The organism is Longicatena caecimuris (assembly GCF_018406465.1).
In the GTDB taxonomy this organism is placed as follows: domain Bacteria; phylum Bacillota_I; class Bacilli_A; order Erysipelotrichales; family Erysipelotrichaceae; genus Longicatena; species Longicatena caecimuris.
Window position 1 is genome coordinate 1,974,529 of the sequence record NZ_AP024510.1, and the last position, 14,119, is coordinate 1,988,647.

Consider the following 14,119-nt stretch of genomic DNA (forward strand, 5'->3'; position numbering starts at 1 on the left):
ATATCCTCCTTTCTAATACACCAGCATCGATGCAATATCTTCGCTGTTCACCTGATAGCGAACACCTTCGATGATATTGATGATGTTGTCAAGTTCTCGCTGCATAACGACGAGATAACTGCTGTATACCGTTGGCGCATCCTGAGCAAAATACACATTGCGTTTTGCCATTTTATAAAGATAAGCCTGGGTATAATATTCTACATATAAATCTTCTTTATCTTCCAGATGCAGATGGTAAGGGCCTTCCTTAAGTTTCTTCAAAAATAATGGCAAGGGACTTGCCAGAAGCTCTTCCAATCGCTCTTTGGAAATGCGATGATACAATGGCACTAAAGAATCCCGTATGGTATCCTCTCTTGCCTGAAAATACTTTTTAAAACGATAGATTTTTGTCAGATTATCTAGTTCTGCCTTAGTGGCAAACATATCATGGCATTGTTTACGGCTTTTTCCTTTTAACACATCGTGAATCGTATCCATTGCATGCGCATAATACTTCTGATGCAAAGTCGTCTCGATGTCCGTATAGGCAATATCGTTTTCCTGTCCTTTTTTCACCCGATAAGGGACAAGGGCATCATAATACATCGTTTTTTTCACAACCTCCAGCAATTCATCAAAGCTGCGAACATTCCCCAATTTCGTCAAATCATAACTAGTATATGCTTTTAGGAAAAGGGGAAATTCTGCGATAGCATCTTCATACGCCTGGGAAATCAAAACACGAATGCGTGATAGCAATAAGTCAATTTCTATCTGTTGCATATGCAACTTATAATACTGCTGCTGCTTAGATTCACTGTAACGATACAGTTTCATAGATTTGCGAAAGCTTTCTCTTCGTAAAAGATCTTCCAGCTGTCCACGGTGAATGTTGTTTTCGCGTACATCTTTTAGGGCATGTGCATAGGAAGTGCCATTTTTTAGGTAGGCCGCTATTTCGGCAACGCTGCGCTTGTGCAGCAATTCTTCATAGTCCTGTGCGCTCAGCTGTTCGCCAAGCATACTTCTTGCTTTTGCGGCGATAACACCAGCTGCCATTTCCATTCACCATCACCTCCTTATCGGCATCACATTTATGATGCCAGACACCGTTGAATGATTTCGTTCACCCACTCCTCTTTGCTGGCATCATACTTCGCTTCCAGATTATGCAGTGCATCTTGATAGGCTTTTTCTTCCTGCTCTTGTTCTTTTTGTAAAGCTGCATTCAGTTCTGCCTGTTTCGCTTCCAACAATGCTTTTGTTTCCTGTTGATACCGCGATTTGATTTCATCATCTTGCTGTTGTATCAAATTTTGGATATTCAGACGTTCCTGTTGCTTTTCTTTTACTCGTCTTCTTGCCTGTTTGTCAGCGTCAACGATTTCTCTGATAATCTCTTCCAAAACACGACACCTCCTTTTTTATTATTATAACACTTTCAGCGATTTAGGATACAGGAATCTTTCCTAAATCATTTTCAAAGTATATTCCTTTTTTTCGTATTTTTCAACAATGAAATTAAAAATTGGTTCATGCATGAAAAAAAGGGTCAAAAACCCTTTATATAAAGGATTTTTGACACCTTAGCAGATAACTGATACAAGCTGTATTAGGCAGCACTGCGCTTTTTCTTTTGTTCTAAAATTTCCATATTCTTTCGTTCGTTATTTTCAACTTCACTATAATCTTCAATCAATGCACTATCCGTATAAACATCTGGATCATTGATACGATCTTTAAAGACAAATTTCAATAGGATTGGCGTGACAATTGTCGTAAAGACAACCATGATGATGATCGGACCAAAGAATTGATCATTCATCAATCCAACAGCCATCCCCTTGCTGGCAACAATTAAGGCGACTTCTCCACGCGAAATCATACCGACACCAATACGAGCCGATTGAATTGTCTGATAACCACAAAGTTTTGCACCAAGGCCACATCCCAAAATCTTGCTGAGGACAGAAATAACTAATAATAGCACAGAGAAAATTAAAATACTTGTCGTCATCTCTGGCAGAACAAATTTTAAACCGATACTAGCAAAGAAAACCGGTGAAATAAGCAGATAGCTTAAAGTTTCTATACGCATCTTCACATAAGAAGAACGACTCGTTCCGGAAATGATCAATCCGGCAATAAAGGCTCCCGTGATATCAGCGACACCGAAGAATTCTTCTGCGCAGTAAGCAAACAATAAGCAGAAAGCAAAAGATAGGATAGAAAAACGACGGTGTACTTTTTCATAACGATCAAACCATTTTTCAATCAGTTTATGAGCTGCTAAACCAATCACCATGCTGACCGCAAAGAAAGCAACAATTTTAATCATGACTGTCGTTAAATCAACAGATGTATCTGCCATACCAGTAATTAAGGTCAACGCGATAATTCCTAATACGTCATCAATCAAAGCAGCTCCTAGGATGGCATTTCCACTAGGTGTTGATAATTTCCCCATTTCTTTTAAGGTTTCCACACTGATGGATACCGAAGTTGCTGTCAAGATAACACCGATAAACATGTTTTCCAAAAATGCTTTATCGCCACTGTTATAGAAAGAAGCCAGTAAATAACCGCCGATCAATGGTATTAATACACCAATCAAGGCAATCACAAAACTCTTTCCGCCACTTTTCTTAAGTTCATTGATATCCGTTTCCAACCCGGCTGAAAACATTAAGACGATCACACCGATTTCAGCAATATGATCAATGAATTGCGATTCATGAACAATTTTCAAAAAGCCTGGGCCCAACACGATACCGGCCATCAAAGCACCGACAACCTGTGGCATCTCTATACGTTTTGTCACAAGTCCCAATACTTTGGTAAAAATTAAAATTAAGGCAATATCTAATAAATATCCATAAGATTCCATAACGATTCTCCTCTTTTTACCACCCGAATATTATACACTACAACAATGAAAAAGCAAGTTATATTTTTACATCTTTTCTCTTATGCGTATTTGTATAAAAAAGTATGTTCGTATCGAAAGCGTCTACATATTTGTAAAGGCGCATCCATCAAAAAAACATTCCTTTTCGTGATTGTTTTTTCCTTATTGTTCTAATAGTTCATAGCGTGCTTTGATATGGTGATGGATAAGCGTAAAGGTTTGTTGAGAAATGGCAGATAAAAGATCATCATCAAAATTAAAGTGGACTTTATAAGCGCATAATGCTTGAAAATCCTTACGCTGATTCTTTTGGGCGCCATATTTCACATCCCCAAATAAAGGATGATGAAGATATGCCATTACCGCGCGTATCTGATGACTTTTTCCCGTATGCAATTGCACTTCCACATACGCATATCGCTTTCCTTGATGCAATGTGCGATAGCTGGTTTCTATGCGTTGACTGTTCTTTTGTTCATGGGCATACAAATGAACCTTGTTGCTTTTTGCATCCTTTTTATGCCAAAGTACCACATGCCCTGTCTTTTGCTCCATAACACCTTCAACAATACATACATAATGTTTTTCAACTTTATGTTCGCGAATATAGGCATTCATACGCCGCAATGCTTCCGCTGTCTTCGCTCCTATGACAATTCCTTCCGTATTGCGATCTAAGCGATGACATAGAGCCGGTGTAAAACTTTGTCTTGTTTGTGGATCATACTGTCCTTTCTTATATAAGTAATGTAAGAAGCGATCTGCCAGATTATCTTGTATTTCATTGCTATCTTTATGTGTCAATAAGCCGCTCGGTTTTTTCATTAAAATGACATTTGCATCCTCATAAAGAACATCCAATTCGCTGCTAACCTTTAAAAAGGAGCAATCTTCTCCTGTTTCAAAAAATTCTTCTGCAATAAAACATAATACGTGATCTCCTGGCAGCAGACGCTGCGCGATTTCGCAACGTTTTCGATTTACTTTTATTTTCTTATTTCTTATATATTTATACATCAAACTTTTAGGCAATGCTGGCAACGTCTTTTGCAGAAATTTATCCACACGCTGGTTGGCATCATCCTCTTGGATAATAAATTCACGCATGTTGCTTCCTCCTTGTATCCCTATGCTGATGGCTCATTGCTAGTAAGTACGAAGAAAAAATCTTATTACTTACAGACTCCTTAATTATACATGACGATTTCCAACTTTCCATTGTAAATTTTCGTTTTTCTAGTAAAATGAACTATACAAAAGGATGTGAAGGTATGCAATATCGTCTTTCAGTCAGAGAACTGGTTGAGTTTTTATTTCAAAGCGGTGATTTAGTCTATAGTGGTCAAAGTGTCGAAAGAGCGAATTTAGGCAGTCGAATTCATCGCATGTTGCAATCACAGGCCACAGGTGATTATCAAAGTGAAGTTTATCTGAAACAGGAGACGATCATCGAAGATGTGACCTTTGTGATTGATGGCAGAGCCGATGGCATTTTAAAGGACGAACATGGTATCACTATTGAAGAAATCAAGACGACTGCTCTTCCCCATGATGAAATAAATGACTCTTGTTTTGTGCATTGGGCTCAGGCATATTGTTATGGCTACTTGTATGCCATGCAACATGCGTGTGAACAGCTTACCATTCAATTAACCTATTATCAGATTGAAACAAAACAAATCTTCACATTTCAACAAGTAAAAACACAGGAACAGTTGACCGCCTTTTACCTCGATTGTCTAAAACAACATTTACGCTGGGCACGTCTTTCCCAAAATATTCGTATTGCTTCTTCCACTACCTTAAAAAAACTAACATTTCCTTTTACTTCCTATCGCAAAGGACAACGTCAGTTTGCCGTAGCTGTATATAAAACGATTTTAGATAAACAAAATCTGTTTGCTCAAGCTCCTACCGGTATAGGGAAAACCATTTCTACAATATTCCCCTCTTTAAAAGCCATTGGAGAAGGAAAGGCCGAAAAGCTTTTTTATCTCTGTGCGAAAAACATCACGGCAAGTGTTGCCTATGATACAATTGCGTTATTACAAAAGCAAGATGTATCGTTTAAAACGGTCTGCATTACGGCTAAAGATAAAATCTGTTTACTGGAAGAACGTAATTGTGACCCTAAAGTTTGTCCTTATGCCAAAGGCTATTATGACCGAAATAAAAATGCTTTGTATGAGCTTTTAAGTGGTGAAGACTTCATGAATAAAGAAGTGATTGTACATATGGCTAAGCAGCATGATATCTGTCCTTTTGAATTGAGTCTTGATGCCAGCCTGTATGCAGATGTGATTATCTGTGATTATAATTATGTTTTTGATCCTCATGTCTATTTAAAACGTTTTTTTATGGAAAAAGGCAATTATATCTTTTTAGTAGATGAAGCTCATAATCTGATTGACCGTGGTCGCGAAATGTATAGTGCTGTCTTGGAAAAAGAGCAGTTTCTTTCCATACGCAAAAAGATTCCTAAGGATGCGGTGTTGCTTCATAAGGCACTGCAAGCTGTCTTAAGTGAATTTGCAAAGCTGAAAAAGTGTTGTGAATATAGTGATTTCTTTGCGGATGAAGAACCCTGTTTGCCTTTTCTGGAAAAGTTAGAAAGTTTTTCTGAGCATTGTGATGCTTATCTGCAAAGTGAGCATGAAGAAAGCCACGATGATGAACTCAAGGATGTTTATTTCGCAGTAAATGCTTATATCCGTATCGCTGATTATTATGATGAGCATTTTGTGACCCTAATACAAAAGGATGCAAATAATGTCATCGTCAAACAATTTTGCATGAATCCCCGCCATCCTTTACAAAACATCATGAAAAAAGGACGCAGTACAATCTTATTTTCAGCAACGCTGTCACCTATTGATTATTATCTGGAGCTTTTAGGCGGTGATGAAAAGACTCCTCGTCTTTCCTTGCCTTCACCTTTTGCAAAACAACAGATCAAAGTCATCATCAATAATGCCATTTCGACAAAATACCGTAATCGCAGTCATAGTCTTATCGCCATAGTGGAAATGATTCACGCATGTGTGCTTGCAAAAGCCGGTAATTACATTGTCTTTTGCCCAAGTTATGCATATTTACAACAGATTGCCGAAGAATTTGCGAATCAATATCCGGATATTGCCATTTCCATACAGGATGGCAATATGAATGATGAACAAAAACAAGCGTATCTAAAGCAGTTTGAAGAAATGGATGGTTTGCATGTCGCTTTTTGTGTATTAGGTGGCATGTTTGCGGAAGGCATTGATTTAAAAGGTGATCGTCTGATTGGTGCTATCATCATCGGTGTCGGTCTTCCCAAACTTCATCCTCAGCTAGATCTGATCAAAGCGCATTTTGATGAAATTAATCAAATGGGCTATGCCTATGCCTATCAATTTCCCGGTATGAACAAAGTTCTACAAGCAGCCGGCCGTGTCATACGTTCCCTTTCTGATAAAGGGATGGTCGCTTTCATTGACGAACGTTTTACCACACGGTTTTATCGCAATTTATTACCGATACAGTATGCGCATTATGAAATTATTAATGAGCCTCAACGCGTATATACTGTTCTATCCTCTTTTTGGCAGGAATAAGGAGATTATCTCATGAAACCAAATAATCATTTTGTTCTTTCGCTCGTATGCATGGCATTAGGTGGCTTATGTATAGGGTATTATAGTTATTTATGCATTGTTTATGGTATCAATGAAATTGTTTTTTCCTGGGTCTTTTTACTTGGTGGGATGTTGTTACTTATCATAGGAATGATGACCTATAAAAGGAAAAAACATATCTTTTCATATCTGCCTATCCCCTTACGCCGCATAGTATACTTGTGCACTACTATCATAATTATCCTATTTTTGGGATTACAATCCTGCATCCTCTATCAAGGTATGCACACGGATAAACAACAAGGTGATGCTGCTATCATCTTAGGGGCGCAGTTGCATGGTTCTTCGATTTCTCGCTTACTTCGTTATCGTTTGGAACGAGGTATCCAGTTTGCTGAGGAATATCCAAATACCTATCTGATAGTAAGCGGTGGCAAAGGGCAAGCGGAAACTTGCAGTGAAGCCAGTGCCATGAAACAGTATCTGATTCAGCATGGTGTAGCAGAATCACGTATCTTAATGGAAGATGCTTCTATGAATACACAGGAAAACTTAGCTTTCTCAAAAGTGCTTATGAAGAAATACCATATAAAAAGTGCTTCCATCATCACCAATGATTTCCATATGTTTCGTGCCGGTTTCATCGCAACTTCTTTAGGTTTGTCTTATCATAATTACCCTGCTCGCAGTGATCTTGATCTGGCACCCAATTTTTACTTTAGGGAATTTTTTGGTTCTGTTAAAGATATCACCTTATCAATAATCAAAAGATGCTAACATCGTCATAAAAAGGAAAGCGAACGCTTTCCTTTTTGATCCTATAATAACTGAGCAAATTCCTTTATATTGCCAACCACACGTCGGCCTGTCTTTGTAAGCTTATCTCTGTGTTCATGTCCATTCGCTATCAAGATACAATGACATCCGGCATATTTTGCCACTTCACTGTCATGTACACTGTCACCGACAAATACAACTTCATTTGGATTTAACTGGCGTTCTTTTACAAAGGCTTTCGCCAATTCTGCTTTGGAATGAGCATGAATGTTATCTAAGCCTTGAATATCCTGAAAATAATTAGAAATGTCATAAACAGCAAGCTGTTGTTTTAGAAACTGCAGATCACTGGCGCTCAACAAGTATTGGCGATAACCCTTTTGTTCTGCTTTTTCCAAGGTTTCTTCTACCCCAGTATGCAAGGAACATTGTAAAGAATGAGGCTGATAATATGCCATATATTGTTGTGCCAAGATGGGAAATGGTGTTTTGGCAAAGTCGAAACCAACTTTTTTATAATATTCAATGACAGGAAACTGAAAGTATTTACGATATTCATCTTTATCCAGGACAAGCGGCAATTGTTCTTTCGTTAAGATGCTGTTTAATGCATCCATGCTGACATCTAGATCATCCAATAAGGTACCATTCCAATCCCAAATAATATGTTTCATATGCAGCATTTGTATCCACCTCCTGTATAATTTTCATCATTATATACTATCTTATGTATTTTTGCAAAAGTTATTACGCTGAATCCACAGGAGAAAAGAACCTTTCTTTAAGAAAGGTCCTCATCAAAAAGATAATTGGATGGATTGCCAATAGGATGGATTAGTCTTCGTACTCCCAACGATCTTCATTCATCATGTCTGTATCATACTGGCCTTCTTCATAGCCACGTTCAAAACCTTGCTCATCTTCACGCATACGACAGTTTCTCATACACTGGCGATATTGTGCACGGCAGCGGTCTTCACAACTTGGGCGTGGAGGGCATGGACGTGGTGGACAAGGTCTAGGTGGACATGGGCGTGGTGGGCATGGTCTTGGTGGGCATGGACGTGGCGGACAAGGTCGCTGACAGCCACAGTTACAATTGTTATGACAGCCGCAGCTGTGATTGCCCGAATTACCACAGCCAGAGCCTGGGCGATACGTGTTTGCACATGAGCAGCGAGAACGTTCTTGAACATTATGATTGCTGCAATTTGACTGATTTACCATGATTCTTTCTCCATTGCGGTTACAGTTCGATGAATTGTTACAGCTGCAGGAGTTGTTGCAGTTTGCATGATACATATAGTTAGTTCCTCCTTTTTCACTGAGATTTCCTTCATCTCAATCCACTATATGCATTCACCCTCATGGGCTTCTAGGCATATCATTCAACTGAATAGGAAAAAGTTGATGTTTTCTTAATAAAGACATCAACTTTCCCACGATAACGTATTCTCTTTGCTTATTGTGAAACCATCTGATAAAACACATCCAGCTTCGTATATGCATTCACATTAAATCTTGGTAATGCATAAGGATCATCCTGTCTACTGGCTTTTCTATTTTCGTTAAATCCAAATGCCAACTTCGTACCATGTTGTTTTAATACCTCCTGTATCAAAGGATTATATTTTCCATATGGATAAGCATAAAATTCTGTTGATACAAGCGATGCTTCTTTTTGCGTATCTATTTGCAATGCTTCTTTCGTCAATTGATGAACACGAAAGCCTCCATCCTTATGATGAAGATCAAAGGAATGCGCATAAAAAGACAACTTTTTTGCATGTTGCATATCTGCTAAGGTTGCATGCTGACGTTTATTGGGTTTATATTCGCTGCGATTCGCCTCAATTTGTGAGCCAATCACAAAAACACTTCCCTGAAATCCATATTTTTCTAAAATTGGCTGTGCATATTTAATCGAGGAATAAAATCCATCATCAAAAGTGATGACAACGCTTTTTTCATCTAACTCTTTTCGTCCCATACGCCATTCATAAACATCCTGTAAACTAACACTATGATATCCCTTTTCCTTTAACAACTTCATCTGTGCTTCAAAGGAAGACAATGAATTCACCCACATATTTCCTTTAAAATACGCTTCTTTATCCTTATCCTCGACAATGTGATGATAGCCTAAAATAGTGATTTGTTCACTTGGCAAGCTTTTTACATACACAACCTGCAAACCATAAGCAAGCAAAAGGGTCATCACGACTAGCATGGTTTTTCTTCTCATTTTCATCGTAAAAACATCCTCACGATCGTTTCTTTCGTTTTCGTATATGGGTGATAGCGCATAGGAAGATCTAACCATGTCGCCTTTTTTACGATACTGCGGAAATGAGAAAATGTTTTAAAGGATTCATATCCATGATAACTCCCCATCCCACTTTGTCCTACACCGCCAAAGCCCATCTGACTGGTTGCCAGATGAATAATGGTATCATTGATACAACCGCCGCCAAAGCTCAACGTATGCAAAATGCGCTGTTCTACTGCTTTTCTGCTCGTGAATAAATACAAAGCCAGCGGACGTTCTTGTGCTTGTATGAACGTTATGACCTCATCAAGATCATCATAAGGTAAAATTGGCAAAAGCGGTCCAAAAATTTCTTCCTGCATGATAGCAGAAGTCAAGGAAACATTTTCTAACACAGTCGGTGCAATCTGTAAGGTTTCTTCCCGCAACTGCCCACCAATACATATATCACCACTCTGCATAAGCTGGCGTAGACGCGTAAAATGTTTTTTATTGATAATTGCTGGATAATGGGGATTGGCTAATACATCCTCACCGAAGAAAGATTGCAATTCCTGTTGCAAATAGGCAAGAAAAGCTTGACGTATCGAAGAATGTACAAACACATGATCAACGGCTACACAGGTTTGCCCGGCATTAAGAAATTTGCCAAAGGCAATACGACGTGCGGCGATGCGTAAATCTGCACTTTCATCAACGATACAAGGACTTTTCCCTCCTAATTCTAATGTGATTGGTGTAAGATATCGACTAGCTTTCTCCATCACCATTTTACCAACCGTTACTCCGCCAGTAAAAAAGATGTAATCAAACCGTTGTTCCAATAGTTCATTATTTTCCTTGCGGCCACCTTCTACAACGGCAACATACTCCTCTTCAAAGCATTCCCTTAGGATCTTCGCCAAGACTGCACTACACGCTTTGGCATATGCGCTGGGCTTTAAGATCACCGTATTACCAGCAGCCAATGCCCCAATCAATGGTTCCATACATAATTGAAAAGGATAATTCCAAGGTGCCATGATCAACACTACTCCATAAGGTTCTGCAGATTGAAAGCTTTTAGCGGGAAATTGGGCAAGAGGTGTACGCACTTTTTTAGGTTTTGCCCATTGTTCAAAATGTCGCAGTTGCATGCGTAATTCTGCCAACACCATTCCGGTTTCACTCATATAAGATTCCATTGTTGCCTTATGCAAATCTTCATACAAAGCTTCATGAATAGCCGTTTCATTTCTTTTGATACATGCCTGCAGCCGCTGTAATGCCTGTTTACGTTTTATCAAAGAGCGCGTATTTCCTTTTTGATAATATGCTCTTTGCCGCTGTACTAGTTCTTTGATTTCCATAGGGTTTCCTTTCTCAAGCTTTTTCCATAAGCCTTGTATTACGTTACGATGTTGATTTACATTTTTCGTTTAATGATTTCTATCTTTCTTTTATTTCATCCTTATCATGATAATGCAATTCCTGCATAACGACAAGTAAAAGGGTTGAAATTCTGAAATTATACTTACAAATACTGGTAAATACAGTATAATGGAGACGAGGTGATACATAATGAGAGGTATTTATAATTCGGTAACGGATATACGAAGAAAGGTCTTCACTGAAATTGCCCGATTGGCATATGAAGGTGGAGATTATGCCACTGAAATTGAAAAGCTTCCTTTTAAGATCTTACCAGGAGAACAAGCAAAGTATCGAGAAAGTATCTTTTTAGAACGTGCCATTGTTGGGGAACGTCTGCGCTTAGGAATTGGGTTGCCATTACGTAAAATGGATGAGCATGCACCCTTAAGCGATGGTATTGAAGAAAGTGCGATCGCTGAGAAATATTATGATGATCCTTTGATCAACATCATTAAATTTGCCTGCAATGCCTGCCCGGAAAAGCAGATTGTTGTCACGGATACCTGTCAAGGGTGTTTAGCACATCCTTGTAAAGAAGTTTGTCCGAAAGATGCCATCAGTATTATTAATGGTAAATCTGTCATTGATCAGGATAAATGTATCAAATGCGGCCGCTGTATGGATGTATGTCCTTATGGTGCTATTAACAAGTTGGAACGTCCTTGTGCCAGAAGTTGTGGCATGGATGCCATAAAAAGTGATGAATTCGGAAGAGCTGAAATTGATCATGAGAAATGTGTTTCTTGCGGTATGTGTTTAGTCAATTGCCCATTTGGCGCGATTGTTGATAAAGGACAGATCTTTCAGACGATTCATGCGATGAAAAGCGGAAAAGAGGTTATTGCGGCAATTGCCCCGGCCTTTGTTGGACAATTTGGGGCAAGCGTGACACCTGAAAAAGTAAAAGGGGCCTTAAAAGCGTTGGGTTTTGCGGATGTTGTAGAAGTAGCCATCGGCGCCGATTTATGTACGGTTGAAGAGGCTGAAGACTTCTTAAACAAAGTGCCTGAACAACAGCCATTTATGGCAACATCCTGTTGCCCTGCCTGGTCAGTCATGGCGAAAAAGCTTTTCCCTGATTTTAAGCCTTATATTTCTATGGCCTTAACGCCGATGGTCTTAACCGGTCGTTTGATTAAAAAGCAAAAACCGGATGCAAAAGTCGTTTTTATCGGCCCTTGTGCTGCCAAGAAACTAGAAGCCAGTCGCAAAAGTGTACGCAGTGATATCGATTTTGTCTTAACCTTTGAAGAAGTCATGGGTATGTTTGAAGCCAAAGGCATTGTTTTAGAACAAGCCATGGTAGATGAGCCATTTGCCGAAGGAACTGCGAATGGACGTGGCTTTGCCGTTAGCGGCGGTGTTGCCAATGCGGTGAAACAATGTATTCAAAAAGAACATCCGGATAAAGAAGTATTAATTGATTCGGCTGAAGGTTTAAAGAATTGTAAAACGATGCTCATGATGGCAAAAGCCGGTAAACGCAATGGCTACCTGTTAGAAGGAATGGCATGTCCCGGCGGTTGTGTTGCTGGTGCGGGAACTTTACAGCCTGTAATGAAATCCAGCGCATTGGTAAAGAAATATACGAATGAAGCTGAAAAGAAGCTTGCTTTTGAAAGTGAGTATCTGGAGAACTTAGCATTGATCACAAAAGAATAATGTGATAAAAACATTTGCATATACAACCTTATGGAACAAAGAGGTGAAGAATAAGAAACACCTCTTTATTTATAAGGTAACGACATATGCGTGTAGATCACATATAAGAGTACATGAACCCATAGATAACATTACCAAATAAAAATAAATACGATTTTCGATAGGCGTTATAGCACTATCCTAAGAAAATCGTATTTTCTTTATTTACATCATATCCTCTTAACTGTATCTAACCGCGTAAATCGATCACTTGTATTCCATATGACTATCGTTAATGCGTTTTATTTTATGATCAAATCCGGAGATATTTGTACATCTACCCCTTCATAGCGATCATGCAACCCCTTTTCGATGCGTAGCTTTAGCTGTTCCAATTGCGCCACATTCAACATATTGGAATGCGAGCGAATATAAATTTCAATCCACAATTTACGTCCTGTCTGAATAACATCATAAAATGTAATTTCATATGCATAATCATCAAACAACTCTTGAGCACACTGTTTGATTTCTTCCATGACCTCTTCTTCAGGAGCAAATAAAACAAGATTCTTTAATGATTCTTGAATCAGATGGAAAGGCTGCGGTAACATGATCAGCGCAATAATAATGGCAATGATCTGATCTATATAAGGGGAAAGCCAGTAAAGTGGTGAGTTGTCCAATAAGGAGCCAAGGAAAAAAGCCAATCCGACACCAATACTGCTAAAAACATCCAATTTCCAGCCAAGGATTTCGGCTTCTACTAAAGGTGCCTGCACTTGTTTATGCATACGTGTTAAAAGCCATAACACAATGGCACTGATCATTGCCAATCCAAATTCGAAATATCCAATCAATTGCTGATCGATCGTGTTTCCACCATGTAATAGCATTTGCACATTCGCTAAGATCAATCCAATTGTAACAGCAATCAACAGTAAACCTTTCCCAAGAATCAGTAAGCTTTCAACTTGAGCATAGCCAAATGGTTTCCGTTCACTGACCGGTTTATAAAATAAAGGAATTAAAAAGATAATTAAGCCAAGGACAATCGCCTCTGCAAAATCATAAATACTATCCATCAACACTGCCTGTGAATTGGCATACAATGCCATCATGATTTCTAATACCGAAAATAAGATACCTGCATAAACAGGCAGTTTCATCATTTGTTTCTCTGTTTTCATTTTTTTATTCATTATCATCAACCCGCCTTTTTCGTAAATGAAAAACACGGATAAGGTACAAGAATCGTTTTTTCTTATATTGAAACAAGAAAAAGTCTAAAAACTAATTGCGTGTATCGTAATAGCTTTCAGACTTCTTCTTGAATTTTTATGAATATACATTAGCAAATATCATCCTTAGATGGCTTATGATTGTATTCACGCATTACAAAAACACACATGTATTCTCTGCCCTTATCCTTTTTTGAATTATTTTACAAAAGGCCCGGGTTTCATATTTTGTTTCGTCGTATGTTTTCGTCTTTTGTCCATCTGGACA

Annotated in this window: 12 protein-coding genes; 3 read left to right on the forward strand and 9 right to left on the reverse strand. The window is 38.6% G+C overall.

Going from position 1 to position 14,119, the window contains the following annotated elements:
* Nucleotides 1-12 precede the first annotated feature (12 nt).
* From KJS44_RS09315 to KJS44_RS09330, 4 genes are all read right to left on the reverse strand, one after another.
* The gene (locus KJS44_RS09315; RefSeq protein WP_008687668.1) at nucleotides 13-1,050 is read right to left on the reverse strand and encodes a V0D/AC39 family V-type ATPase subunit; all 1,038 of its coding nucleotides are present in this window, start codon (nucleotides 1,048-1,050) and stop codon (nucleotides 13-15) included.
* 29 nt (nucleotides 1,051-1,079) lie between these two features.
* Nucleotides 1,080-1,391 carry a hypothetical protein gene (locus tag KJS44_RS09320; RefSeq protein WP_008687666.1) on the reverse strand — a complete coding sequence of 104 codons (312 nt, stop codon included), beginning with the start codon at nucleotides 1,389-1,391 and terminating at the stop codon, nucleotides 1,080-1,082.
* Between the two features lie 206 nt (nucleotides 1,392-1,597).
* Entirely contained in the window at nucleotides 1,598-2,872 is a 1,275-nt protein-coding gene (locus KJS44_RS09325) for a cation:proton antiporter (RefSeq protein WP_008687665.1), read from the reverse strand.
* A 183-nt stretch (nucleotides 2,873-3,055) separates the two neighbouring features.
* Nucleotides 3,056-4,000: an RluA family pseudouridine synthase gene (locus KJS44_RS09330; RefSeq protein WP_008687662.1), complete on the reverse strand. Its 945-nt coding sequence runs from the start codon at nucleotides 3,998-4,000 to the stop codon at nucleotides 3,056-3,058.
* A gap of 164 nt (nucleotides 4,001-4,164) precedes the next feature.
* Here KJS44_RS09330 and KJS44_RS09335 point away from each other — a divergent pair, with 164 nt between their 5' ends.
* Together KJS44_RS09335 and KJS44_RS09340 are read left to right on the forward strand one after the other, a co-directional pair.
* Complete coding sequence (locus KJS44_RS09335; protein WP_008687658.1) at nucleotides 4,165-6,489, forward strand: ATP-dependent DNA helicase; 2,325 nt, start codon at nucleotides 4,165-4,167, stop codon at nucleotides 6,487-6,489.
* 12 nt (nucleotides 6,490-6,501) lie between these two features.
* Entirely contained in the window at nucleotides 6,502-7,287 is a 786-nt protein-coding gene (locus tag KJS44_RS09340) for a YdcF family protein (protein WP_008687656.1), read from the forward strand.
* A gap of 41 nt (nucleotides 7,288-7,328) precedes the next feature.
* On the opposite strand, the gene KJS44_RS09345 is transcribed toward KJS44_RS09340, so the two are convergent.
* The 4 genes from KJS44_RS09345 to KJS44_RS09360 form a co-directional block, all read right to left on the reverse strand.
* Nucleotides 7,329-7,970: an HAD family hydrolase gene (locus KJS44_RS09345; RefSeq protein ID WP_008687654.1), complete on the reverse strand. Its 642-nt coding sequence runs from the start codon at nucleotides 7,968-7,970 to the stop codon at nucleotides 7,329-7,331.
* Nucleotides 7,971-8,121: 151 nt separating this feature from the next.
* A complete protein-coding gene (locus tag KJS44_RS09350; protein ID WP_128125080.1) occupies nucleotides 8,122-8,514 on the reverse strand; it encodes a hypothetical protein in 393 nt (130 codons plus the stop codon).
* Nucleotides 8,515-8,749: 235 nt separating this feature from the next.
* Nucleotides 8,750-9,538 carry a polysaccharide deacetylase family protein gene (locus tag KJS44_RS09355; protein WP_008687650.1) on the reverse strand — a complete coding sequence of 263 codons (789 nt, stop codon included), beginning with the start codon at nucleotides 9,536-9,538 and terminating at the stop codon, nucleotides 8,750-8,752.
* Nucleotides 9,535-10,905, reverse strand: coding sequence for an aldehyde dehydrogenase (locus KJS44_RS09360; RefSeq protein ID WP_008687648.1), 1,371 nt, complete (start codon nucleotides 10,903-10,905; stop codon nucleotides 9,535-9,537). The genes KJS44_RS09355 and KJS44_RS09360 overlap by 4 nt, the downstream gene beginning before the upstream one ends.
* A gap of 211 nt (nucleotides 10,906-11,116) precedes the next feature.
* Between KJS44_RS09360 and KJS44_RS09365 the strand changes: the two genes are divergently transcribed.
* Entirely contained in the window at nucleotides 11,117-12,631 is a 1,515-nt protein-coding gene (locus tag KJS44_RS09365; RefSeq protein ID WP_008687646.1) for a 4Fe-4S dicluster domain-containing protein, read from the forward strand.
* 281 nt (nucleotides 12,632-12,912) lie between these two features.
* Here KJS44_RS09365 and KJS44_RS09370 read toward each other — a convergent pair whose 3' ends face one another.
* Nucleotides 12,913-13,812 (reverse strand): cation diffusion facilitator family transporter, encoded by a 900-nt coding sequence (locus tag KJS44_RS09370; protein ID WP_008687644.1) that lies wholly within the window; start codon nucleotides 13,810-13,812, stop codon nucleotides 12,913-12,915.
* Nucleotides 13,813-14,119 lie beyond the last annotated feature (307 nt).